This is a genomic window from Aquabacterium fontiphilum, from assembly GCF_009909205.1.
In the GTDB taxonomy this organism is placed as follows: domain Bacteria; phylum Pseudomonadota; class Gammaproteobacteria; order Burkholderiales; family Burkholderiaceae_C; genus Aquabacterium; species Aquabacterium fontiphilum.
In genome coordinates, this window is record NZ_JAAAPN010000006.1 from 248,382 (window position 1) to 270,951 (window position 22,570).

Annotated in this window: 20 protein-coding genes and 1 riboswitch; of the genes, 10 read left to right on the top strand and 10 right to left on the bottom strand. The window is 68.1% G+C overall.

The window, feature by feature from the left end:
* Entirely contained in the window at nucleotides 1–432 is a 432-nt protein-coding gene (gene mraZ, locus GTZ97_RS09285) for a division/cell wall cluster transcriptional repressor MraZ (RefSeq protein WP_161650334.1), read from the bottom strand.
* A 342-nt stretch (nucleotides 433–774) separates the two neighbouring features.
* On the opposite strand from mraZ, the gene GTZ97_RS09290 reads away from it, so the two are divergent.
* The 7 genes from GTZ97_RS09290 to GTZ97_RS09320 all read left to right on the top strand — a co-directional run bounded on the left by GTZ97_RS09290 (nucleotide 775) and on the right by GTZ97_RS09320 (nucleotide 9,020).
* Entirely contained in the window at nucleotides 775–1,002 is a 228-nt protein-coding gene (locus GTZ97_RS09290; RefSeq protein ID WP_161650299.1) for a hypothetical protein, read from the top strand.
* A gap of 75 nt (nucleotides 1,003–1,077) precedes the next feature.
* A riboswitch (TPP riboswitch) is annotated at nucleotides 1,078–1,195 on the top strand.
* 68 nt (nucleotides 1,196–1,263) lie between these two features.
* Nucleotides 1,264–3,204, top strand: a complete 1,941-nt coding sequence (gene thiC, locus GTZ97_RS09295; protein WP_161650300.1) for a phosphomethylpyrimidine synthase ThiC — start codon at nucleotides 1,264–1,266, stop codon at nucleotides 3,202–3,204.
* A 3-nt stretch (nucleotides 3,205–3,207) separates the two neighbouring features.
* On the top strand, nucleotides 3,208–4,341 hold the full coding sequence (locus GTZ97_RS09300) for an FAD-dependent oxidoreductase (RefSeq protein WP_201748225.1): 1,134 nt from the start codon (nucleotides 3,208–3,210) through the stop codon (nucleotides 4,339–4,341).
* A complete protein-coding gene (gene thiS / locus GTZ97_RS09305; RefSeq protein ID WP_161650301.1) occupies nucleotides 4,338–4,571 on the top strand; it encodes a sulfur carrier protein ThiS in 234 nt (77 codons plus the stop codon). The genes GTZ97_RS09300 and thiS overlap by 4 nt, the downstream gene beginning before the upstream one ends.
* Nucleotides 4,572–4,575: 4 nt before the next feature.
* Nucleotides 4,576–5,391 (top strand): thiazole synthase, encoded by an 816-nt coding sequence (locus tag GTZ97_RS09310; RefSeq protein WP_161650302.1) that lies wholly within the window; start codon nucleotides 4,576–4,578, stop codon nucleotides 5,389–5,391.
* Complete coding sequence (locus GTZ97_RS09315) at nucleotides 5,391–7,028, top strand: bifunctional hydroxymethylpyrimidine kinase/phosphomethylpyrimidine kinase (RefSeq protein WP_161650303.1); 1,638 nt, start codon at nucleotides 5,391–5,393, stop codon at nucleotides 7,026–7,028. Before GTZ97_RS09310 ends, GTZ97_RS09315 begins: the two co-directional genes overlap by 1 nt.
* A gap of 165 nt (nucleotides 7,029–7,193) precedes the next feature.
* A complete protein-coding gene (locus tag GTZ97_RS09320) occupies nucleotides 7,194–9,020 on the top strand; it encodes a response regulator (RefSeq protein WP_161650304.1) in 1,827 nt (608 codons plus the stop codon).
* Between the two features lies 1 nt (nucleotide 9,021).
* Here GTZ97_RS09320 and GTZ97_RS09325 read toward each other — a convergent pair whose 3' ends face one another.
* Nucleotides 9,022–9,510: an AtaL-like protein gene (locus GTZ97_RS09325; protein WP_161650305.1), complete on the bottom strand. Its 489-nt coding sequence runs from the start codon at nucleotides 9,508–9,510 to the stop codon at nucleotides 9,022–9,024.
* A 119-nt stretch (nucleotides 9,511–9,629) separates the two neighbouring features.
* Between GTZ97_RS09325 and bioB the strand changes: the two genes are divergently transcribed.
* Nucleotides 9,630–10,715, top strand: a complete 1,086-nt coding sequence (gene bioB / locus GTZ97_RS09330) for a biotin synthase BioB (RefSeq protein ID WP_161650306.1) — start codon at nucleotides 9,630–9,632, stop codon at nucleotides 10,713–10,715.
* On the opposite strand, the gene GTZ97_RS09335 is transcribed toward bioB, so the two are convergent.
* Nucleotides 10,716–11,210, bottom strand: coding sequence for a DUF4442 domain-containing protein (locus GTZ97_RS09335; RefSeq protein ID WP_161650307.1), 495 nt, complete (start codon nucleotides 11,208–11,210; stop codon nucleotides 10,716–10,718). It lies immediately after the preceding gene.
* 145 nt (nucleotides 11,211–11,355) lie between these two features.
* On the opposite strand from GTZ97_RS09335, the gene ppk2 reads away from it, so the two are divergent.
* The gene (gene ppk2, locus GTZ97_RS09340) at nucleotides 11,356–12,564 is read left to right on the top strand and encodes a polyphosphate kinase 2 (protein ID WP_161650308.1); all 1,209 of its coding nucleotides are present in this window, start codon (nucleotides 11,356–11,358) and stop codon (nucleotides 12,562–12,564) included.
* Between the two features lie 18 nt (nucleotides 12,565–12,582).
* Here ppk2 and metE read toward each other — a convergent pair whose 3' ends face one another.
* The 4 genes from metE to GTZ97_RS09360 all read right to left on the bottom strand — a co-directional run bounded on the left by metE (nucleotide 12,583) and on the right by GTZ97_RS09360 (nucleotide 18,199).
* On the bottom strand, nucleotides 12,583–14,889 hold the full coding sequence (gene metE, locus GTZ97_RS09345; RefSeq protein ID WP_161650309.1) for a 5-methyltetrahydropteroyltriglutamate--homocysteine S-methyltransferase: 2,307 nt from the start codon (nucleotides 14,887–14,889) through the stop codon (nucleotides 12,583–12,585).
* 98 nt (nucleotides 14,890–14,987) lie between these two features.
* On the bottom strand, nucleotides 14,988–15,698 hold the full coding sequence (locus tag GTZ97_RS09350) for an ABC transporter ATP-binding protein (RefSeq protein ID WP_161650310.1): 711 nt from the start codon (nucleotides 15,696–15,698) through the stop codon (nucleotides 14,988–14,990).
* A 7-nt stretch (nucleotides 15,699–15,705) separates the two neighbouring features.
* Complete coding sequence (locus GTZ97_RS09355; RefSeq protein WP_161650311.1) at nucleotides 15,706–16,941, bottom strand: ABC transporter permease; 1,236 nt, start codon at nucleotides 16,939–16,941, stop codon at nucleotides 15,706–15,708.
* Between the two features lie 16 nt (nucleotides 16,942–16,957).
* Nucleotides 16,958–18,199, bottom strand: coding sequence for an efflux RND transporter periplasmic adaptor subunit (locus tag GTZ97_RS09360; protein WP_161650312.1), 1,242 nt, complete (start codon nucleotides 18,197–18,199; stop codon nucleotides 16,958–16,960).
* A gap of 73 nt (nucleotides 18,200–18,272) precedes the next feature.
* Between GTZ97_RS09360 and GTZ97_RS09365 the strand changes: the two genes are divergently transcribed.
* Complete coding sequence (locus tag GTZ97_RS09365; RefSeq protein ID WP_161650313.1) at nucleotides 18,273–19,736, top strand: flavin-containing monooxygenase; 1,464 nt, start codon at nucleotides 18,273–18,275, stop codon at nucleotides 19,734–19,736.
* Between the two features lie 13 nt (nucleotides 19,737–19,749).
* Here the strand turns inward: GTZ97_RS09365 and GTZ97_RS09370 are convergent, their stop codons facing one another.
* From GTZ97_RS09370 to GTZ97_RS09380, 3 genes are all read right to left on the bottom strand, one after another.
* Nucleotides 19,750–20,415 carry a dienelactone hydrolase family protein gene (locus tag GTZ97_RS09370; protein ID WP_161650314.1) on the bottom strand — a complete coding sequence of 222 codons (666 nt, stop codon included), beginning with the start codon at nucleotides 20,413–20,415 and terminating at the stop codon, nucleotides 19,750–19,752.
* Nucleotides 20,416–20,619: 204 nt separating this feature from the next.
* Nucleotides 20,620–21,051 carry a hypothetical protein gene (locus GTZ97_RS09375; protein ID WP_161650315.1) on the bottom strand — a complete coding sequence of 144 codons (432 nt, stop codon included), beginning with the start codon at nucleotides 21,049–21,051 and terminating at the stop codon, nucleotides 20,620–20,622.
* Nucleotides 21,052–21,176: 125 nt separating this feature from the next.
* Nucleotides 21,177–22,570, bottom strand: a 1,394-nt coding sequence (locus GTZ97_RS09380; RefSeq protein ID WP_201748226.1) for a phospholipase effector Tle1 domain-containing protein, incomplete at its 5' end; no start/stop codon positions are given.

The window sequence follows — 22,570 nt, forward strand, 5'->3', positions numbered from 1 at the left end:
TCAGAAGGTGAAATCCTGCAGGGCCTGGGGCATGGGCTCGGCCATCACGGCGGCCTCGTGGGCAGCGTAGCGTTCGGCGTCCCACAGCTCGAAATGGCTGCCCATGCCGAGCAGCATCACGTCCTTCTGAAGGCCGGCCGCCACCCGCAGCTCGGGCGCCACCAGCACGCGCGCGGCGCTGTCGATCTCCACATCCTGGGCGTTACCCAGAAAGATGCGCTTCCAGCCAGCCGCCGACATGGGCAGCGCGGCGATCTTGTCGCGGAAGGCCTCCCACGCAGGGCGCGGGAAGATCATCAGACAGCCGTCAGGGTTCTTGGTGATGGTGAGTTGACCCTCGCACAGGGCCTGCAGCGCGTCGCGATGACGCACAGGGACGGCCAGCCGCCCCTTTGCATCCATCGACAGCGCCGAAGCACCTTGGAAGACCAGACTCACACAAAACCCCACGAATTTGCACTAAATCCCACTTTAACCGAGGTCCGGGGTCGAAACAAGGTCAAACACAAAAAAAATGCAATGAAATCAAAGACTTACAAGCGATTCCGGCGCGTTTTTGCTCAAAAAAAGTCCTTATGAATCAAGGACCTGGAAAGGGGTCTGGAAGTGGAAGATGAGAAACACCCCGCCATCAGGGGTTGCCCGCATGTGCCCCGGGCCGCCCCCCCATGCGGGTGTGGTCCGCCCCCTTGTGCCGGGGATGGCCTGCGTCGGCACCGCTGCCTACACTGACCTCAAAGCGATTCAAATTCAGGTCTTCATCCAGGTTTTGCCATGCGCCCGCTGTTTGCGATCACCCCGCTGCTGGGCCTGCTGCTGTGGTTCGGGGAGCCCGTGACCGACACGGGTGCGAGCCCAGACACGCCCCTTCTCAGCCATCACGCTCCTCTGGCCGCCTCGTCCGTGGCGGAGCACTCGGTCCGCACCGCCCCGGCTGGCGAAGCCGCACGCGGCGCGCTGAGCGCCCACACGCTGCAGACGGTCTGGCGCGCCAACCGCTGACCCGCGCCCTGCGCGCGCGCCGCTGAGGCGCGTCTTGTCCCTGTTTGCGATCCGGCCACGCAGCGCGCTACACTGCGCACTGCTCCGGGGTGTGCCCCGCGTGCCTGGCACGCGACGGCGCTGAGATGGTCTGACCAAACCCGCTGAACTTGATCCGGTTCATACCGGCGGAAGAAGAGCTGTCCTGCCTGAGGCCCGCAAGGGGCCCGTCGCGGGCACACCTTGGAGCACACCTTTTGTGTCGCCCCAAGGAGCCCGCCGATGAACGCCCCCGAACAGATTGTTGCGCTCGACGCGCTGCAAGACCTCACCCGCCTGACCCGCGAACCTCTGCCTGCCTCGCGCAAGGTCTATGTGCCTGGCAGCCATGAGGGCGTGCGCGTGCCCATGCGCGAGGTCAGCCTCACCAACGGCGAGACGGTCACGCTGTACGACTGCTCAGGCCCCTACACCGACCCACAAGCCGAGATCGACGTGACCCGCGGCCTGGCGCCCGTGCGCGAGGCCGCCATCCTGGCCCGCGGCGACACCGAGACCTACGAAGGCCGCACCATCCAGGCGGTGGACGACGGCTTGAAGGCCGGCGAGCGCCACGACGAGCGCATGGCCGCGCTGCGCGAGGCGGCTCAGGGCCTGCAGCGCACGCCCCGCCGGGCGCGCGGCGGCATCGGCGCCGGGGGCAATGTCACGCAAATGCATTACGCCCGCCGCGGCATCATCACGCCCGAGATGGAGTTCATCGCGCTGCGCGAGAACCAACGCCGCACCGAGCTGGCCGATGACTGGCGCAGCAAATACGGCGTGGATGCCGAGCGAGAGAGCCGCCTGCGCGGCAACCCGATGGGCGCCCTGATCCCGCGCGAGATCACGCCCGAGTTCGTGCGCGACGAAGTGGCGCGCGGCCGCGCCGTGATCCCGGCGAACATCAACCACACCGAACTGGAGCCGATGATCATCGGTCGCAACTTCCTGGTGAAGGTCAATGCCAACATCGGCAACTCGGCAGTGACCTCGTCGATCGAGGAAGAAGTCGAGAAACTGGTGTGGTCGATCCGCTGGGGTGCCGACACGGTGATGGACCTGTCCACCGGCAAGCACATCCACACCACACGCGACTGGATCATCCGCAACAGCCCCGTGCCCATCGGCACCGTGCCCATCTACCAGGCGCTCGAAAAGGTCGGCGGCGTGGCCGAAGACCTCACCTGGGCCATCTTCCGCGACACGCTGATCGAGCAGGCCGAGCAAGGGGTGGATTACTTCACCATCCACGCCGGCGTGCGCCTGCCCTTCATTCACCTGACGGCCAACCGGCGCACGGGCATCGTCTCGCGCGGCGGCTCGATCCTGGCGAAGTGGTGCATCGCGCATCACAAAGAGAACTTCCTGTACACGCACTTCGACGAGATCTGCGAAATCATGAAGGCGTACGACGTGACCTTCTCGCTGGGCGACGGCCTGCGACCCGGCTCCCTGTCCGACGCCAACGACGAGGCACAGTTCGCCGAGCTGCGCACGCTGGGCGAGTTGACCCAGATCGCCTGGAAGCACGACGTGCAGACGATGATCGAAGGCCCCGGCCACGTGCCCATGCACCTGATCCAGGCCAACATGGATGAGCAGCTCAAGCACTGCCACGAGGCGCCCTTCTACACCCTGGGCCCGCTGACCATCGACATCGCGCCCGGCTACGACCACATCGCCTCGGCGATCGGTGCGGCCATGATCGGCTGGATGGGCACGGCCATGCTGTGCTACGTGACGCCCAAGGAGCACCTGGGTCTGCCCAACCGCGACGACGTGAAGCAGGGCCTGATCGCCTACAAGATCGCCGCGCACGCAGCCGACATCGCCAAGGGACACCCCGGCGCGCGGGCGCGTGACGACGCGCTTTCGCAAGCGCGCTTCGACTTCCGCTGGCAGGATCAGTTCAACCTCGGCCTCGACCCCGAAACCGCCCGCGACTTCCACGACGAGACGCTGCCCAAGGACGCCGCCAAGGTGGCGCACTTCTGCTCGATGTGCGGGCCGAAGTTCTGCTCGATGAAGATCACGCAGGAGGTGCGTGAGTTTGCTGCGGCGCAAGGTGTGGCCGAAGCCGAAGCCCTGGCGCAAGGCATGGCTGCCAAGTCCGAAGAGTTCAAGCAGGTCGGCGGCGAGCTCTACATCCCCATCCGGCCCGTCACGGCGCAACAGGGCTAAGCCATGTGCACCGCAACCGTGGGAGCCGACCCGCTGACGGCACCCGAGGCACCGCGCCTGCGCATCGGCATCGCGGGGGCGGGCCTGCTGGGCCGGCTGCTGGCGTGGACGCTCAGCCAGGCCGGGCATCAGGTCTCGGTCTTTGACCCGGCGCCCGGCCCGGGGCCGCAGTTCGACGGCCATCAGGCTGCGGGCTTCACGGCCGCGGGCATGCTGAGCCCGCTGGCCGAACTGGAGCACGCCGACCCCGAGGTGGCTCACCTGGGTTGGCGCGCGCTGGGCCGCTGGCGCGACATCGTGGCCGCGCTGGGCCAGGCCGGCCCCCACCAGCCGCACTTCCGCGAGGCCGGCAGCCTGCTGGTGGCCCACGGGCCGGATCTGGGCAGCGCCCGGCGCGTGCTCGACCGGCTGAACCATGCACGGCAGGCCGACTGGGCGGCACCCGAACCCCTCGCCCCCGATGCGCTGGCAGACCTCGAACCGTCTCTGCACAGCGCAGGCGGCCCCTTGCACGCCTGGCTTCTGCCCGGCGAGGGCCAGATCGACACCGTGGCCACCCTGCAGGCCCTGCACGACCGCGCCTTCGCGGCAGAGTGGCACTGGGGACAGACGGTGACCGCCGTGGCGCCCGGCGAGCTCACGCTGGCCGATGGCTCGCTCTGCGCGGTGGACTGGGCCATCGACGTGCGCGGCACAGGCGCGCGGGATGCGCTGCCGGTGCGCGGCGTGCGGGGCGAACTGGTCTGGCTGCATGCGCCCGGGCTGGTGCTGCACCGGCCCATCCGGCTGCTGCACCCGCGCCACCGCGTCTACATCGTTCCCCGCCCGGGTGACCGCGTGCTCGTGGGCGCCAGCGAACTGGAAAGCGAAGACCGGTCACCCATGTCGCTGCGCAGCGCCGTCGAGCTGATGGCGGCAGCCCACAGCATCCTGCCGGATCTGGCCGAGGCCCGCATCCTGCGCATGGACACCAACCTGCGCCCGGCCCTGCCCGATCACCGCCCGCGCACCCACGTCGAACCGGGGCTCTTGCGCATCAACGGCCTGTACCGCCATGGCTGGCTGATGGCGCCCGCGCTGGTCGATGACGCCCTGGTCCAGATGCAGGCTCTGTGCCGCCTGGCCACCTCACCATGAACCCGACCGCTACCACCCTCACCGTCCACACCGATGCCGGCCCACTGGCCTTGCCAGCTGGCGCCACCCTGGCCGATGCCGTCCACGCCTTGTGGCCCGCGCCGGACGCCGACACGCGCAGCGTAGCCACCGCCGTCAACGGCTGCTTCGTGCCGCGCGAGGCCCGCGCCACCCATCTGCTGCACGAGGGCGACCACGTGCTGTGCTTTTCACCGATCACCGGAGGCTGACACCATGGCCCCTACCTTCGCTACCGATGACCGCTGGCGCATCGGCGACACCGTGTTGCGCAGTCGCTTTCTGCTTGGCACGGCCGGCTACCCTTCGCCCGAGGTGCTGCGCGAAGCCATTCTTTCGTCGGGCACTGAGGTGCTGACGCTGGGTCTCAAACGCACCCTGGGCACCACCGGCCAGGACAACGGCCACGTGCAGATGATCCGCGACACCGCGCACCAGCAAGGCGCACACCTGTTGCCCAACACCGCGGGCTGCCGCAGCGCACGCGAGGCCATCACCCTGGCCCACATGGCGCGCGAGCTGTTGGGCACGCACTGGATCAAGCTGGAGGTGGTCGGCGACGAGCAGACCCTGCAGCCTGACCCGGTCGAGCTGGTCGCGGCCGCACGCCAGCTCGTGGCCGATGGCTTCGAGGTGCTGCCCTACTGCACGGACGACCTGGTCAGCGCTCATCGCCTGGTCGATGCGGGCTGCCGCATCCTGATGCCCTGGGCTGCGCCCATCGGCTCCGGACTGGGCCTGCTCAACCCCTGGGCGCTGCGCACGCTGCGCGCGCGGCTGCCGCAGGTCACGCTCATCGTCGACGCAGGCCTTGGCGCGCCCTCGCATGCGGCCACAGCGATGGAGCTGGGCATGGATGCCGTGTTGCTGAACTCGGCCGTGTCTCAGGCGCGCGAGCCCGTGCGCATGGCGGCGGCCTTCCGCGATGCCGTTCAGGGGGGCCGAGCCGGCTACCTTGCCGGCCTGATGTCGACCAGCGATGTGGCCGTGGCCACCACGCCGGTCAGTGGCCAACCCTTTGTCTTGCTGTGATGCACGCCAATCCCATCCAACCCCCCGTGGTCTGGCACATCGCCGGCCTGGACACCGCTGGCGGCGCTGGCCTGAGCGCTGACCAGCGCGCCAGTGACGCCATGGGCGTGCATGGCTGCCCGGTGGCGGCAGCCCTCACGGCCCAGAACTCCCACACCGTCACCCATGTGGCGCCCGTGGATGCGGCGACGCTGAACGCCCAGCTTGCGGCGCTGGCCGACGACCTGCCGCCCGCGGCCATCAAGACGGGCTTGCTGGGCAGCGTGGCCACCATCGAGCTGGTAGCCCGGTGGGTGGACCAGTTGCGGCGAGACGCCCAGCCGGTGGCCCTGGTCGTGGATCCGGTGCTCAAGGCCTCCGCTGGCGGGGTGCCCTTTGCCGATGCCGCCGTGCGCCAGGCCCTGCGCGCCGAATTGCTGCCGCGTGCCACGGTCATCACGCCCAACCGCGCCGAGGCCTACGCGCTGGTACATGGCGAGCCGCCCTCTTCATCGATTCCCCGTGAGCACGTGCCTGCTCTGGCACGGGCCCTCCAAGCGATGGGGGCGCAAGCCGTGGTGGTCACCGGCGGCGACAGCGCCGATGGCATGCACTGCCTGGACTGGCTGCAGACGCCCCACGCCAGTGGCTGGCTGGCTGCGCCGCGCGTGCCCACGCTGCACCACCACGGCACCGGTTGCACCTTTGCCTCGGCCGTGGCAGCCGGGCTGGCGCTGGGCCATGTGGCTGCCGACGCCGTGGTGCTGGCCCGCATGCTCACCCACCATGCGCTGATGCACGCCCACGCTGCCGGGGCCGGTCCCGGCCCGGTGATGGCCCGGCCCGGCTTCGCGCATGGGCCACAGGCCGGCGGGGCACCGCTACCTTGGCTCGGCCTGGGCGAGGCACTGCCCTGGCAACTCACCGTTCCCAACGACGCCGCCAGGCCCCATCTGTTCCGACCCTACACGCCGCCCAGCGACCGGCTGTACGGGATCGTCGCCGACGGACCGCAGTTGCGCGCCGTGTTGCATGCGGGGCTGCGCTGCGTCCAACTGCGTCACAAAGCCGTCGAGGGCCTGGGAGGCCATCTGCGCCTGGCGATCGAGGCCGCTGCCGACACAGGCGCGCAGCTGTTCATCAACGACCACTGGCGCGCGGCACTCGATGCCGAGCCGCCCACACAGACCGCCGATGGCTATCGCCTGGGCCTGCATCTCGGCCAGGAAGATCTGTTGGCGCTGGACGAAGCCGCGGTCGCCACGTTGCTGGCGCGGCGAGACGAGGTGATGCTGGGCTTGAGCTCGCACAGCGTGTGGGAACTGGCGCGCGCCGCCGGCTGTGGCGCCAGCTACATTGCCTGCGGCCCGCTGCTGCCAACCACGACCAAAGACATGCCCTGGCGCCCGCAGGGCGTTGGCAACCTGCGCTGGTGGGTGGCGCACAGCCCCGTGCCGGTGGTAGGCATCGGTGGCCTGCTGACGCCCGACGACCTGCGGGCCCATGCCACAGGCGGCGCGGCGGCGCTGTGCGTGGTGCGGGCACTGCACGGCGCAGGCGCGGCGCTGCAAGCCCGCGTTCAGGACCTGCAGCACGCCGTGGCAGACGGCGCCCATGCATTGACAGGATGTCCGCCACTGCCCCATCCGGTGCGCTGAAACCGGCAAGCGACGCGTGCCCGGGAAGTGATCCCCCCTTGTTTCAGGGGCCTGGCGACGTGAGATTCGCACGCGCCGGGCGGGGCGCCACGGGATAACCCGTTTCGCCCATTTAATGCCCCGCATTCATACTGGACGCAGGCCTGAAGCCGCCCACTCTGTCCCATGAATGCCCCGCCCGCCGCCAACCAGAACTGGACGCGCCATGTCCACGCTGCGCGGACGCGCATGCTGTTCTCGCATCTGCCTTTTGCCGCGCCCATGGGCGCTGGATTGGCAGTTCTGCTGCTGGTCTATGTTCACGCGCTCTATCCCTCGGTGCTGACGCCGTGGTCCATCGCATGGGGCGCCACGACCTTCCTCATCGAATGCGGTGCGGGCCTGCATGCCGTGATGTACCTCCGCTCCCGCAAGCGCCATGCGCGTGCGTGGCGCGAGCGGCTCATCCTGATCACGGGGCTCACCGGCGTGATCTGGGCGCTGGCGGTCTGGGCCCTGCCCCTGCACCAACACCTCGAACTGCGCGCCACGCTGGTGGGCGCCACGCTGGGCGTGGCCGCTTGCGGCGCGTTCATGTTCACCGCTGACCGTCTGCTCGCCCGGCTGTTCTTCGTGCCCATCGGGCTGTCGCTGGCCATGTTCTGCATCTCGCTGGGTGATGTGCGCGGGCTGTTCGGGCTGGTCATCGTGACGGGCTTCATGGGCGTGTTCTGGGTGGCCGCCAACCGCTCGCACCGCCGCATCGGCGAGCTGCTGCGGCTGCGTTATGAAAGCGAGCACCTCGCCACGCTGCGCGCCGCGGCGCTCGACGAGGCGGGGCAGCTGGCCAAGGCCAAGGACATGTTCCTGGCCACCATGAGCCACGAGATGCGCACCCCCCTGCACGGCATCCTCGGCCTGTCGCGCATGCTGCACCAGCAGGCCAACGACGCCACCACCCGGGAGCAGCTGGGCCTGATCCAGTCGGCCGGCACGCATCTGCTCGGCGTGATCAATGACGTGCTGGACCTGTCTCGTCTTCAGGCGCGCCGCCTGGCGCTTCAGACTGGGCCCGTGGACCTGCCTGCACTCGCGCACGAGGTCACCGCCCTTGCTGGTGCGCAGGCCGCCTCGCGCAGCAGCGCCCTGGATATCCGGTGCGAGATCGGGCCCGAGGTGCCGCAGTGGGTCACGGCCGATGCACACCGCCTGCGTCAGGTGCTGATCAACCTGATGGGCAACGCGGTCAAGTTCACCCCGCGCGGCAGCATCTGCCTGCGCATCACAGCCGACACCCCACCACCCCGCCAGGGCCAGGTCGCGCTGCACTTTCAGGTCATCGACACCGGCATCGGCATCCCGGCCAGCGAGCAGGCCCGGATCTTCGAGCCCTTCCACCAACTCAACGCCGAAGGCCAGCCCCACGCGGGAACAGGCCTGGGCCTGAGCATCTCATCGCAGATCGCCCAGGCCATGGGCGGCACGCTGACCTGCCAGAGCGAGCCCGGACAGGGCAGCACCTTCAGCCTGTGGGTGGCGCTGCCTCAGGCCCATGCGCCGGCCGACGTCACGCCGACTTCCACCCCGCCGACGCGGGTCACGGCTGCTGCCGCGCATGTGCTGCTGGTGGAAGACAACCCGATCAACACCATCGTGGCCAAAGCGGCACTGGAGCAGCTGGGCCTGGGCGTGACCGCACTGGAAAACGGTCGCCAGGCCGTCGAGTGGCTGGCCATGCACCAGGCCGACCTCGTGCTCATGGACTGCTTCATGCCCGAGATGAACGGCCTGGAGGCCACCCGGCGCATCCGCGAGCGAGAGCAGCGGTTGCAGGTGTCCCAGCCGGTGCCCATCATCGCGCTGACGGCCAGCACCGAACCGGCCGACCGCACGGCCTGCGCGCAGGCCGGCATGAACGGGTTCCTGGCCAAGCCCTTTACCAGCGAAGAGTTGACGCAGGTGCTCTCGCACCACCTGGGGCAGGCGCTGCCCTGCGAGCCCAGCCTGAGTTGAGTCAGTTGAGGCTGGCGCCGCCCAGCCCGCCCTCGTCCAGCCACTGGCGCAGCGTGCGCACCATGTCGCGGTCGTTGTGCAGCCAGGCGTTGTGCCGGTAGTCGTTGTAGTAGGCCTCTTCGGCGGTCTGCTCAGCCAGGGCCTCGTAGACAAAGCGCAGCACCATCTGGCCCGGCTGCGGCTCCTCGATGTTCAGCGTCAGCCGGATCGGCGCCGTGTCGCCATGCGCCTGCGGCGTGAACACCAGCCGCTGCTCAAACTGGGCATGCACCTCGTCTTGCAACACATGCGGCCCGAAGTAAAGGGTACGACGGTAAACACCAGGCGCCGCCTCGAACCAGTCACAGCGCTCCGGCCCCATCGGGAAACGCTGCGGGTTGTGCACCCGCTGCATCAGCCCGGCCCACAGTTGCGCGCGGCTGAAAGCCGGTGCCATCAGGTCGATGGCGGTTTGCGGAGCGTTGATTTCGATGACGTGTTCGAAGCGCATGGGTGCAAGCTTAACGTGACGCAATGCGCCGCGCACGTCAACCTGATTCGCATAAGGTCAGCACGGTCACGCGCGTGGCGCACTAAACTCACGCCATCGCGCTCACAAGGCCCCCAGACATGTCCCAGTGCTCCACACCCGCCCAGACCGCCGCCCCCGCTGCCCAGCCCATCCAGCTGGTGAAGAAGCCGGTGCTCAACAGCCATGGCTGTGGCGGCGACTGCACCGACCCCGATTTCGCCAACGGTCGCTGGCCGCGCGCCAAGGTGCTCGAACTGTTCAATCTGCCGTTCAACGACCTGCTGTGGCAGGCCCAGCAGGTTCACCGCGCGCACTGGGATGCCAATGAGATCGAACACGCCACGCTGTTGTCGGTGAAAACCGGCGGCTGCCCGGAAGACTGCGGCTACTGCCCCCAATCGGCCAGCTACGACACGGGTGTCGAGGCCAGCAAGCTGATGTCGCCCGAGCAGGTGCGCGAGGCCGTGATCGCGGCCCGCGATGCCGGTGCGAGCCGCTTCTGCATGGGGGCGGCCTGGCGCGCACCCAAGGACCGCGACATCGAGAAGGTGGCCGAGTTGATCGGCGTGATCAAGCAGGAGGGCCTGGAGGCCTGCTGCACCCTGGGCATGCTGACCGACACGCAGGCGCAGTCACTCAAGGCCGCCGGCCTGGACTACTACAACCACAACCTCGACACCGCACCCGAGCTGTACGGCGACATCATCACCACGCGCGACCTGCAAGACCGGCTTGACACGCTGGAGCACGTCCGCAAGGCCAACCTGAAGGTGTGCAGCGGCGGCATCGTCGGCATGGGCGAGACACGTGAGGGCCGCGCCGGCTTGATCGCCCAGTTGGCCAACCTGCCCACCTACCCTGAATCCGTGCCCATCAACGACCTGGTGCGCGTGCCCGGCACACCCCTGGCCGACACCCCGCAGCTCGATCCGCTGGAGTTCGTGCGCACCATTGCCGTGGCCCGCATCACCATGCCCAAGGCCCGCGTGCGCCTGTCGGCTGGTCGCCAGCAGATGAGCGAGGCCGTGCAGGCGATGTGCTTCCTGGCAGGTGCCAACTCGATCTTCTACGGCGACAAGCTGCTGACCACCGGCAACCCCGAGTTCGATGCCGATCAGGCGCTGATGGCCAAGCTCGGCCTGCGCAGCGGCAAGGCCGTCACCGCCCGGGCCGACGCGGCCTGATCAGGCGCGCTTCTTTGGCACCCAGGCCCAGATCATCTCGGCCTGGATGGGCTGCTCGCCCGAGTCGTCGGTGATGGTCACCGGCACGGTCACCTCGCCCTTGTCCTGCGTGAGCAGGGCCTCGATCTGCTGCGGGCGCAGCTCGGCCACGGCGCGCATGTCGCCCACCGAGCGGCGCACGTAGTCGATCTTCATCGTCTTGATCAGCGGCAACTTGTCATCGGGCAGGTTCATGCCCACGCAAAAGCCCGTGGCGGTTTCCGCCAGCAGGGCCATGGCCGCAGCGTGCACACCTTTGATGTGGTTCTGCACCTTGCGCCGGTTGCGGATGGAGACCACCACGCGCTCGGTCGAGATCGACTCGTAGCGCAACCCTGCGGTGCCCACAAAGGGCACGACCCGTCCCAGCGCAAAGCTCGTGGCCCACTGGCCGATCAGCGGCAGGCCCTGCAATTTGGCGACGGTGCGGGCGAGTTGGTTGGGACGACGCGACATGGGAACTCCGGTGTGTGACGTTGGGGGCGCATGTTAGCGGGCGAACGCGCCACAAAAGCCGATCAGTTTGCGCATTCATTGAATTGTCACGCAAGGTGCTCAGGCGTAGGCTGGAGGGCTTGTGTTCAACCGAGGGATGTCTTTCATGGCCCAGACCGCCACCCGACGCGCCGCCATCCAGCGTGCGTCCAAGCCCACGTCCAAAGCCACCGCCAACGCCGCCGCCAACGCCGCCGCCAAACGCACCACCACGACGACACCGCGTCGCACCGCGGCAGGCGATGTCGCGCCCAGCCGCCAGCCCGGACGCATCGAGCGCCACGCGGTCGACCAGGTGACGCAGGCGCGGCAGTACGCGCAGGTGGCCGCGCTGGAAGACATCGTCACGCGCACGGCGCCGGACGAGCTGGCCCGCGTGCTGGGCACCGTGCTCAAGGGCGCCTCGCCCGACGATGCGGCCGTGCTGCGCGCCGCCCTGCGTGGCTCGCTGGACACCGGCGACACGGCCATGCCGCTCGACCCGGATGAGGTGCTGACCCCGCACTGGCGCGACGCGACCACCTACCCGTATCGCAACTTGATGTCGCGCAAGAGCTACGAGAAGCAGAAGTACCGTCTGCAGGTCGAGCTGCTCAAGCTGCAGGCCTGGGTCAAGGCCACGGGCCAGAAGGTGGTGATCCTGTTCGAAGGCCGCGACGCCGCCGGCAAGGGCGGCACCATCAAACGCTTCATGGAGCACCTCAATCCGCGGGGCGCACGCGTGGTGGCACTCGAAAAGCCCAGCGAGGTCGAACGCGGCCAGTGGTACTTCCAGCGCTATGTGCAGCACCTGCCCACCGCGGGCGAGATCGTCCTGTTCGACCGCAGCTGGTACAACCGCGCCGGCGTCGAGCATGTGATGGGTTTTTGCAGCCCCGAGGAGTACCAGGAGTTCATGCGCCAGGCGCCCGAGTTCGAGCGCAACCTGGTGCGCGCGGGCGTACATGTCATCAAGTTCTGGTTCTCGGTCAGCCAGGCAGAGCAGCGCCGCCGCTTCAAGGAGCGCGAGACCCACCCGCTCAAACAGTGGAAGCTCTCGCCCATCGACATGGCCTCGCTCGACAAGTGGGACGACTACACCCGCGCGAAAGAGGCCATGTTCTTCCACACCGACACGGCCGACGCCCCCTGGACGGTGATCAAGAGCGATTGCAAGAAACGCGCACGGCTCAACGCGATGCGCTATGTCTTGCACAAGCTGCCGTATGCGAGCAAGGACCTGAGCCACGTGCCGCAGCCCGACCCCTTGCTGGTGGGCCGCGCCAACGTGGTGTACGAGCGGGGCGAGCACCCCGTCGCACTTGGCCAGGAGTGAGGTCGCCCTTGCGCCCGTTCAGGCTGCTTGCTGCAGGTTCAGGCGCGCGCGCAAGGTGCGGGCGGCCTCGACCATGTTGGCCAGGGCCGCGCGCGTCTCGGGCCAGCCGCGGGTTTTCAGGCCGCAGTCCGGGTTGACCCAGAGCCGCTGCGCCGGGATCACCTCGCAGGCGCGCTCCAGCAGGCGCACCATGGCGTCGACCGATGGCACCCGCGGCGAGTGGATATCGTACACGCCTGGCCCGATCTCGTTGGGGTAATCGAAGGCGCCGAAGCCATCGAGCAGCTCCATGGCCGAGCGCGAGGTCTCGATGGTGATGACATCGGCGTCCATGGCGGCAATCGCCGGCAGGATGTCGTTGAACTCCGAGTAGCACATGTGGGTGTGGATCTGCGTGGTGTCGGCCACGCCGCAGGCGGCCAGCTTGAACGCCCGCACGGCCCACGCCAGGTACGCATCCCAGTCGCTGCGGCGCAGCGGCAGCCCCTCGCGGAAGGCCGGCTCGTCGATCTGGATGACCTGGATGCCCGCCTTCTCCAGATCCTGCACCTCTTCGCGGATCGCCAGGGCCAGCTGCAGGGCCGTGGTCTCGCGCGGTTGATCGTCGCGCACGAACGACCACTGCAGCATCGTCACCGGCCCGGTCAGCATGCCCTTCATGGGCCGGTCGGTCAGTGACTGCGCGTAGCGCGTGGTCTCGACCGTCATGGGCTCGGGGCGGAACACATCGCCATACAGAATGGGCGGCTTCACGCAGCGCGAGCCATAGCTCTGGACCCAGCCGTGCTCGGTGAAGGCGTAGCCCCACAGTTGCTCGCCGAAGTACTCGACCATGTCGTTGCGCTCGGCCTCGCCATGGACGAGCACGTCGATGTCCAGCGCCTCCTGCTCGCGCACGGCCTGCTCGATCTCGGCGCGCATGCGGGCGAGGTAATCCATCGCGCTCAGTTCGCCGCGCTTGTAGGCAGCACGGGCCTGACGGATCTCGGGCGTCTGGGGGAAGGAGCCGATCGTGGTGGTGGGCAGCAGGGGCAGACCGAGCGCCGCCTGCTGGGCCTGGATGCGCTGCGCAAATGGCGCGCGCCGCTGGGCCATGTCCGTGCTGATGCGTTGCAGGCGCTGCTGCACGGTCGGATGGGTCACGCGGCGCGAGGCGCGGCGCGCGGCCACGGCCGCATCACTGTCGGCCAGCGCGGCGTGCACCGTCACCACACCCTCGTTCAGCGCACGGCCCAGCGTCTGCAGCTCGTCGAGCTTCTCGCTGGCAAAGGCCAGCCAGCTGCGGATCTCGGCATCCAGCCGCTGCTCGCTGGCCAGGCTCACCGGGACATGCAGCAGCGAACAAGACGGCGCCACCCACAGGCGGTCACCCAGCTCGTCGTGCAGCTCCTGCAACAGCGGCAGGGCCTTGCGCAGGTCGGTGCGCCAGATGTTGCGCCCGTCGATCACCCCCACCGACAGCACGGCATCAGGCGGCAGCACCTGGCGCCAGGCGGCCAATTGCTGCGGCGCGCGCACCAGGTCGATGTGAAAGCCATGGACGGGCAGGCGCGCGGCCAGCACCGCATGGCCCGCGGCGGATTCGAAGTAGCTGGCCAGCAGCAGCTTCACCCCGGTGTCGGCCAGCTCGGCATAAGCCGGCTCGAAGGCCGCACGCCAGGCGGCATCCAGCTCGAGCGCCAGCACGGGCTCGTCCACCTGCACCCAGCTCACGCCCAGACGGGCCAGACCCGTCAGCACGCGCCGGTAGCCGGCCACCAACCGAGGCAGCAGGCTCAGGCGGTCAAAGCCCTCGGCCGCGCCATGGGCCTTGGCCAGCCAGAGCCAGCTCACCGGGCCCAGCAACGCCACCTTCACGGGGTGCCCCTGGGCCTGCGCTTCGGCCACCTCGTCAAACAGCCAATCCACGCCGCCGTCAAAGGTCGTGCGCTCGTTCACCTCGGGCACGAGATAGTGGTAGTTGGTGTCGAACCACTTGGTCATCTCCATCGCCGGCTGCGCCGCGTTGCCTCGGGCCAGCGCGAAGTACTGTGCCAGCGTGAGCTGCGCGGGGTCAAAGCCGAAGCGCTCGGGCACGGCACCCAGCGTGGCCGTCAGGCTCAAGGTGGTGTCGTACCAGGCGAAATCGCCCACCGTCACGAAGTCGAGCCCCGCCTCGCGCTGACGCGCCCAGTGGGCGGCGCGCAGTCCTGCGCCGACCTGCCGCAGCTGCGATTCGGCGGTGGCCGCCGCATCGGCGCCAGCGCGCCAGAACGCCTCTTGCGCAAACTTGAGTTCACGGTGTGCGCCGATGCGCGGATAGCCGAGGATGTGGGTGCGTGCCATAGCTTGATTCGGTTGTGCGGTGTCTGCAATGGCCTGCAGTGTGTGAGCCGCACCCACATGAATCAAGCGACATTTTTTCAATCAGACATGAATCAGATTCAACCATGCCCAGCGGGCGAGGGTGGGCCATCCGACTCGATCCGCCCGTCCACCAGCTCGATCACGCGGTCACAGCGTGCGGCCAGGCGTGGGTCATGCGTGACCACCAGAAAGGTGGTGCCCGCATCCTGGTGGATGCGGCGCATCAGCGCGAACACCTCGCTCGATGAGGCCGTGTCGAGGTTGCCAGTCGGCTCATCGGCCAGGACGAGTGCTGGCTCCAGCATCAAGGCCCGCGCAATGGCCACGCGCTGCTGCATGCCGCCTGACAACTGCGCCGGCTTGCGGTCCATCGCGGCGGCCAGCCCCACGGCATCCAGCAGCGCCCGCGCCCGCTCGCGATCGCGCGCGGCCACCCGCCCGTCACGCATCAACACCGGCAGACTCACGTTCTCCAGCGCAGTGAACGCTGGCAGCAGGTGATGAAACTGGAATACAAAGCCCAGCGCGTCGCGCCGCATGCGGGTCAGGCCATCGTCGTCCAGGTCCTGCACGCGCTCGCCCAGCAGCGTGTAGCTGCCGCCGCTGCTGCGCTCGAGCAGGCCCAGCACATTGAGCAGCGTGCTCTTGCCCGAGCCCGAGGGGCCGATCAGCGCGGCAAACTCGCCGCGGTCAATGCGCAGGTCCAGCCCGTGCAGCACCTCGATCTCGTTGGGCTGGCCCACGTTGTAGGCCTTGTGCAGCGTGGACAACAGCACCAGCTCGCTCATGCCGGCCTCACATGCGTATGGCTTGCGCCGGGTCCAGCCGGGCGGCGCGCCGGGCGGGGGCCACCGCCGCCAGAATGCCCGCCACAAAGGCCAGGCCCACGATCTGCAGCGCCATCACCGGCGGCAAGGTGATCGAAAACAGCGGCAGCCCATCGGCCCCGCGCACGAAGGTGGTGAACAGCTTGATCAACCCCATGGCGAGGAACACCCCCACCACCGAGCCCACGGCCCCCACCAGCGCGCCTTGCAAGAGGAACACCCGCAGGATCTGCCCGCGCGTGGCGCCCATGGCGCGCAGGATGCCAATCTCGCGCTGCTTCTGCACCACCGACACCACCAGCACGCTGGCAATGCCCAGGATCACGACCACCATGACGACGGTGCGAATCAGCCGCGTGCTGATGGTCTGCGCGTTGAGCGCCGACACCAGCTGCGCGTTGGTGTCCTGCCAGCTCTCGACCTCGTTGGGCAGCTCGCGGGCGAGTGTGGCGGCCAGGGTGTTGGCAGCCCACACATCGTCGACCCGCAGGTCGATCTGCGTGACGCCTCCGGCCAGGTCCAGCAGGCTTTGCGCGCTGCGCAGCGGCACCAGCACGATGCGCCGGTTCAGGTCCCGCACACCGAGATCTACCAGCGCCGTCAACCGCAAGGTCTCGCTGCGTCCGTCCGTCAACACCGTGATGCGGTCGCCCACGCGCACGCCCAGATCCTGCGCCAGCGTCTGGCCGATGATGGCTTCGCCCGGCCCCAGCTGCATGCGCCCGGCCACCACCTTGTCGCGCAGGTTGACGATGCGGTCATAGCGCTCGATCTCGACACCGCTGAGGGCGACCGCCCGCGTGGCCTCGCCACGGCGCGCCAGGGCGGCACCGGCCGCCATGGGCGACACCGCCGCCACACCCGGGCGCTGCGCCAGCGAAGCGGCCACCGCGGGCCAGTTGGCGATGGTGCGCAGGCGCTGCGACCGGGCCTGCGTGTCCGTCCACCGCAGTTCGCCAGGGCCACTGGCAGGCGGCAAGGCCGGTGTCACGCGCTCGTCCAGCGGCGATACCACCACATGGGCCTGCGCGCCCAGCGTCTTGTTGAGCGTGTTGCGCTGCAGCCCTGTGACCAGTGCCGAGATGTAAGCCACCACGGCCACACCAGCCGCCACCCCCACGATGATCAGCACGCTCTGAAACCGCCCCTCCCGCAGAAAGCGCAGCGCCACCTGCCATTCGAAGCCGATTCCGCGCTTGAGCATCAGGCCGCCCTGCCCATCAGTCCTGACGAGCGCGCACGCGCGTGCCCTCGGCCACGGTGGGGTCGCGCAACACGGTGTCGCCGTCCTCCAGCCCACCAAGCACCTCGATCTGATCGAGCGTGCGCAGGCCGAGCTTCACGTTGCGCAGCCGGGCCCGGCCGTCTTCCACCACCATGACCGTGCCCTGCTCACCCCCGGGCACAGCACGCACATCGCGCACCGCCTCCAGAGGCAGCACCTGCACGCCACGGCGCACACCCGTGACCACCTCGATCGACAGCGTCATGTCCTCGCGCAGAAAAGCCGGCACGGGCGGCACGACGGCCAGCGTCACCTCCACCGCGCCGGATTGCGCGTTCACCGCAGGCGCCAGCCGGTCGACCCGCGCGTCGAAGGGCTGCTGCGGAAACGCATCGGCCACCACCTTGGCCGCCTGCCCCACCTGCAGCTGAGACAAGAACCGTTCATCCACCGAAGCCACCAGCTCGGTCGGCCCGGCCACCGACACCGTCATCAAGGCCTTGCCGGCCTGCACGATCTGGCCCGGCTCCACCGCCCGCAGCAACACCGCCCCATCGGCCGGCGCCCGCACGGTGGTCTGATCCAGGCGCGCCCGCGCAACCTGCACGGCGGCCTCGGCGGCCAGGGCCTGCGCCCGCGCCGCCGCCTGCTCGGCGCCCTGCCCGGCGTTCGCCTTCCACTGCGCACGCGCCGCATCGCGCTGGGCCTGGGCCACCTCCGCCGCGCGCCGGGCCTCATCCAGCCGGGACTGGCTGAAGAAGCCCTGCGCCACCAAGGCCTCGGTGCGCTTGAGTTCGGCCTGCGCCGCCTGCAGCGTGGCCTCGGCCTGGGCCTGCGCCGCCTGCGCCGAAGGCAAGGCCAGCGACTGCTGGCTGCTCAGCCGCGCGCGTGATTGCGCCAGATTGGCCTCGGCCTGCGCCAGGGCGGCGCGCGCCTCGTCCTGCTCCAGCACGATCAGCGACTGCCCCCGCCGCACGGCCTCGCCCTCACGCACCTTCACCTCCAGCACGCGACCCGTCTGGGTCACGCCCAACTCGACCCGGTTGCGCGTTTCAACCCGGGCGGTGAACTGCAGGGTGCGGGTCAGGTCGCTGCGCTGGACCACCACGCCCGGCATGCTGGCTGGCATGGCCCACCACGCCAGCCCCGCGACCAGCAGCACACCGGCCACACCCACAGGCAGCCAGCGTCGCCAGGACGCCGTGCGGGCGCGGGCAGAAATCGGATCGGTCGACATCACACACTTCCGGATGAACAGACGCCCAAGTGTGCCGCATGCCCGGCAGCCGCGTGCACAATGCCGCCCGCTCATGCTCCAACTCGACACGATCATTGTTGGCGCCGGCCTAGCCGGTATCGGCGCCGCCGTCCATCTCATGCGCCAGTTCCCCGGTCAACGCCTGGCCATCCTCGAGGCCCGCGGCACGCTGGGCGGCACCTGGGACCTGTTCCGCTATCCTGGCGTGCGCTCGGATTCAGACATGCACACGCTGGGCTACCGCTTCGCGCCCTGGCCCCATCCCGACACCGTGGCCGAGGGCGAGGCCATCCGGCAGTACATCCACGATGTGGCCCACCAGCATGGCGTCTGGCCCCTGGTGCGCCTGCATCACCGCGTCACAGCCGCAGCCTGGTGCAGCCAGCAGTGCCGCTGGACCTTGTCGGTCGACCGGGGCGAGGCCGGCCCGCCGTTGACCCTGCATTGCCGCTTCCTGCTGCTGTGCACCGGCTACTTCCGCTACGACGCTGGGCACCAACCCGCCCTGCCGGGCGCCGACCAGTTCCAGGGCCGCATCGTTCACCCGCAACACTGGCCACAGGGGCTCCACACCGCAGGCCAGCGCGTGGTCGTCATCGGCTCGGGCGCCACGGCCATCACCCTCGTGCCCGCCCTGGCCGAACAGGTCGGACAGGACGGACACGTCACCCTGTTGCAGCGCTCGCCCAGCTACATCGTGGGCCTGCCCCGACGCGACCGCCCGGCCGCATGGCTGCAGCAGGCTCTGCCCGCACCCGCCGCCGCCCGGCTCACGCGCTGGAAGAACATCCTGCGCAGCCACTGGGGCTACCAGGCTGCGCGGCGCTTCCCCGCGGTCACACGGCGCCGCATGCTGCAGGGCGTACACCGTGCCATGGGCGGCCTTGACGACCAGCAGGCCGGTCATTTCGCGCCCCGCTACGCGCCCTGGGATCAGCGCGTGTGCTTCACGCCGGACGACGCCTTCTTTGCTGCCCTGCGCGGCGGCCGCGCCAGCATCCGCACCGACCAGATCAAGCAGCTGACACCCAACGGCATCGCACTGACATCGGGCGCCCACCTGCGGGCAGACCTCATCGTGACCGCCACCGGCCTGAACCTGCTCGCCCTGGGCGGCATCGCACTCAGCGTGGACGGCGAGGCTGTGGACGTGGGCCGGCGCTTCAGCTACCGTGGGATGATGCTGGCCGGTGTGCCCAACTTGGCTTACACCTTCGGCTACACCCACACCTCCTGGACCTTGAAGGCCGAGCTGACGGCGCAACGCGTGTGCGCCATCCTGCAGCACATGGACCGCACCGGCGCGCGGCAGTGCACGCCCCAGCCACCAGCCGGCTTGCGTCGGGGCCCTTACCGTGGCCTCACCGCGGGCTATGTGTTGCGGGCCGCGCGGCAGTTTCCGCCGGGGGGCGACCAGGGGCCCTGGCGCAGCACCCACAGCTACCTGGCCGACGCGTTCGCATCGCTTGAGCCGGTCGACGACGGCGCCCTGCGTTTCACCCCGGCGCCGCGTTGATCCGGTGCGGGGATCAGCCCAGTTGCGCCTGCCAGAAAGCCGCCATGCGCGACCAGGCCTGCTCCGCGCACGCCGCGTCATACACCTCGGGCCGGCTGTGGTTGAAAAACGCGTGCTGCGCCGGGTAACGGTAGACCTCGACCGGCGTGGCCTTGCCCGCCGTGGCCTGCACCAGTTGATCGACCGTCGCCGGGGTGCACCAGTCATCCTGATCAGCGAAATGGCCCTGGAAGGCAATGGCGATCTGGCGCGGATCCGCGAACTCGGCCGGGGGAATGCCGTAGAAACACACACCGGCCTTCAGCCCCTTGACGTGCACGGCAGCCGCCACGGTCAGCGCGCCGCCCATGCAGAAGCCCATCACGCCCACCGGCGCGCCGCCGGCAGCCAGGTGATTCACAGCGCCTTGCAGATCCTGATGGGTCGCATCCGCAAAATCCAGCCCGGTCATCATGTGGTTGGCCTCGTCCGCCGAGGTCGTTGTGCGGCCGCGGTACAGATCCGGCGCCAGCACGGTGTAGCCCAGGGCGCTCAGCCGGTCGGCCACGCCCTTGATGTGGTCGTTGAGCCCCCACCACTCCTGAATCAGCACGATGCCGGGGCGGCCTGCGGGGCCTTCGGCCAGGTAAGCGGGGGTGGCCTGCCCGTCAGGGCGGGTGAAGGTGATCATCTGTCCCATCGCGGTCTCCTGCTAGATGAATGAAACTATGGAGATGCTTTCTCGCTCGCGTATAAAACGAAACGAAATCATGGCTGGACCTGTGCCGCGAGATACGTGGTGCTGATGATACGTCGGCGGCCGGCGATGTGAGGTAGCACGCTTGCAAAGCATGTGGCCCCAAGCCCTTAAAAGCACAGTCATGCGGCTCTACGCCGGAACAGCTTAGTAGCGGGTGTCTAGGAAATCTCCCCCTGGCATCTCAAATATCGAGATGCCTCCACCCGGGCGCTCGATGTCCCAGCCGAACAGAACACCATCTGGCTTGAGCCGGAACTTCAAGCGCAAGGCGCCACCCCTTGAACGAATTTCCCTCAAAACTTCGTCTGGTATGCGGGATGCAACAGGAATGGTGTAATCGCCCACCACACGACCAGCGTAGGTGTCCAGCCGGGGGTTGTCAGGTCTCCCGACAATCTTGTTGGAGTCATGCCATACCACCCTCACCTGCTCTGGCACCCTTCCACCTGGATAGGCCATGATCTCCCTGTTTCGCTGCACCAGCCGGGACTTCGCATAAAAAGGGCGCGTGTCGTTCTGATCGAAAAACTCCACCCCCAGCATCTCTGCCCCGGGGACAGCATCGGTCACCAGCACCAAACCAACCCCTTTGAATCGATCCGAGCGTGCACCTTGACCTGACCCAGACACCGCCGCACGGCAGCCCCCCAGCCAGACCAACACACCGCCCACGATCCAGCGCCGACTGAACAATCTCTGCATCACTGAACCCTCAAGTTACCCATCGTGTAGCCGTTTCTTCTCAACCAATCGAGATACCCGGCCATGTCCACCGTGCCCACCGAGGCATCTGCGGGCTTGGGGGCGTACTCCACCATGCCCGTATCGATGTTGTACTGGGTCTGCCCGCCAGCATTGAACTCGATGAAGCGCAAGGTGTCTTCGTGCGTCATCACCGTGCCAGTCATCCGCTTCTGCGTCGTGGTCTGGCCGTTCATGTATCGGACTTCGCGGTCTTCGTTCCATCCAGCTGGTCGTTCACCCACATCTCGGGCGTACTGGTTGTCGCTCTTGTCATGGATGATCGGGTTGGCGATGATGTCTTCGCGTGGATCATTCATTTGAAGCCCAGATAATTTGGCTTGCTCAACCATCCATGTCAGCGCCACCCGAGCGAGATCGTTCTTACCCTCTTCAAACCCGCCCCCGATGTCCGCATGAGCCCCCAAAAACCCACGCTCGACGCGCACACCGCCCTCGACAGGCTGCGGCGATCCGATGATGGACTCCAGCGGAAACGCCCCGGTTGATCCGTCGAGTTGCCTGAAGGTTTGGCCTCGGTGCTCATTGAGCGCCACCGCATGAGCAACGTAACTGAACTCCGCAGGAATCGCCAGTTGATAGGTGCCCCATGGCAGATCGGTACTGAGCACGGTGTCCCACAGGCCCATGAAGCGGAAGTTCACTTTCTGGCACTTGGTCTGGGCTTGCCCGTCACTGCCAGTCACGGTGTAGCTGTACCAACCATCGCGTGTGTTTGACACAATGCGATTGGCAAACTCGCGCGCCTGTGCCGCACCACGGCTGAACCCAATGATATCCACATCCATGACTTCATCATCCTGAGCCAACTCCGCCTCGTCATTGAAGTACTGCTCCATGCGCTCAATGCGAGAACGCCCAGTGAAGTTTCCTCCCATGTCCAGGGTAGACGTGTTGCCCCAGGTTAGGTGTATGTCGCCATACTGGCTGTCGAAGTGACGAGTGCCGACACCGGAAATGTATCGAGCGTTGCCACTGTCATAAAGCTGCCGGAAGCGCCACACATTTGACAGTCCATTACCGAGTTCATTCAATGTGTCTTGATGATTGCTGTTCCCCGTCCCATCAAACGCAAACAAGATGAGCCCAGTAGGGTCGGCGTAGGTGATGGGGTTGTGGTTGGCGTAGGCGTAGGGCTGGGTGAGCACTTGCCGTGAGCGCCAGTTGGGCAGGGGGCCCAGCGGGTCGGGCTCGAGGTACTGGGCACGCTGCGGGTCATAGGTGCGCAGCACGTTGTCGTGCCAGCCGGTCTCCGCGTCGAAGTACTGCCCGGGCAGGCGCAGGTTGAGCGTGAAGTCTTTGGGCGTGTGTTGGGTGTGGGCGGCGTGGGCGG

Bases quoted from the DNA above. Each gene is read 5' to 3' on its own strand.
- GTZ97_RS09290 (WP_161650299.1), top strand. From the start codon at position 775: ATGCGCCCGCTGTTTGCGATCACCCCGCTGCTGGGCCTGCTGCTGTGG.
- thiC (WP_161650300.1), top strand. From the start codon at position 1,264: ATGAACGCCCCCGAACAGATTGTTGCGCTCGACGCGCTGCAAGACCTC.
- GTZ97_RS09300 (WP_201748225.1), top strand. From the start codon at position 3,208: ATGTGCACCGCAACCGTGGGAGCCGACCCGCTGACGGCACCCGAGGCA.
- thiS (WP_161650301.1), top strand. From the start codon at position 4,338: ATGAACCCGACCGCTACCACCCTCACCGTCCACACCGATGCCGGCCCA.
- GTZ97_RS09310 (WP_161650302.1), top strand. From the start codon at position 4,576: ATGGCCCCTACCTTCGCTACCGATGACCGCTGGCGCATCGGCGACACC.
- GTZ97_RS09315 (WP_161650303.1), top strand. From the start codon at position 5,391: ATGCACGCCAATCCCATCCAACCCCCCGTGGTCTGGCACATCGCCGGC.
- GTZ97_RS09320 (WP_161650304.1), top strand. From the start codon at position 7,194: ATGAATGCCCCGCCCGCCGCCAACCAGAACTGGACGCGCCATGTCCAC.
- GTZ97_RS09325 (WP_161650305.1), bottom strand. From the start codon at position 9,510: ATGCGCTTCGAACACGTCATCGAAATCAACGCTCCGCAAACCGCCATC.
- bioB (WP_161650306.1), top strand. From the start codon at position 9,630: ATGTCCCAGTGCTCCACACCCGCCCAGACCGCCGCCCCCGCTGCCCAG.
- GTZ97_RS09335 (WP_161650307.1), bottom strand. From the start codon at position 11,210: ATGTCGCGTCGTCCCAACCAACTCGCCCGCACCGTCGCCAAATTGCAG.
- ppk2 (WP_161650308.1), top strand. From the start codon at position 11,356: ATGGCCCAGACCGCCACCCGACGCGCCGCCATCCAGCGTGCGTCCAAG.
- metE (WP_161650309.1), bottom strand. From the start codon at position 14,889: ATGGCACGCACCCACATCCTCGGCTATCCGCGCATCGGCGCACACCGT.
- GTZ97_RS09350 (WP_161650310.1), bottom strand. From the start codon at position 15,698: ATGAGCGAGCTGGTGCTGTTGTCCACGCTGCACAAGGCCTACAACGTG.
- GTZ97_RS09355 (WP_161650311.1), bottom strand. From the start codon at position 16,941: ATGCTCAAGCGCGGAATCGGCTTCGAATGGCAGGTGGCGCTGCGCTTT.
- GTZ97_RS09360 (WP_161650312.1), bottom strand. From the start codon at position 18,199: ATGTCGACCGATCCGATTTCTGCCCGCGCCCGCACGGCGTCCTGGCGA.
- GTZ97_RS09365 (WP_161650313.1), top strand. From the start codon at position 18,273: ATGCTCCAACTCGACACGATCATTGTTGGCGCCGGCCTAGCCGGTATC.
- GTZ97_RS09370 (WP_161650314.1), bottom strand. From the start codon at position 20,415: ATGGGACAGATGATCACCTTCACCCGCCCTGACGGGCAGGCCACCCCC.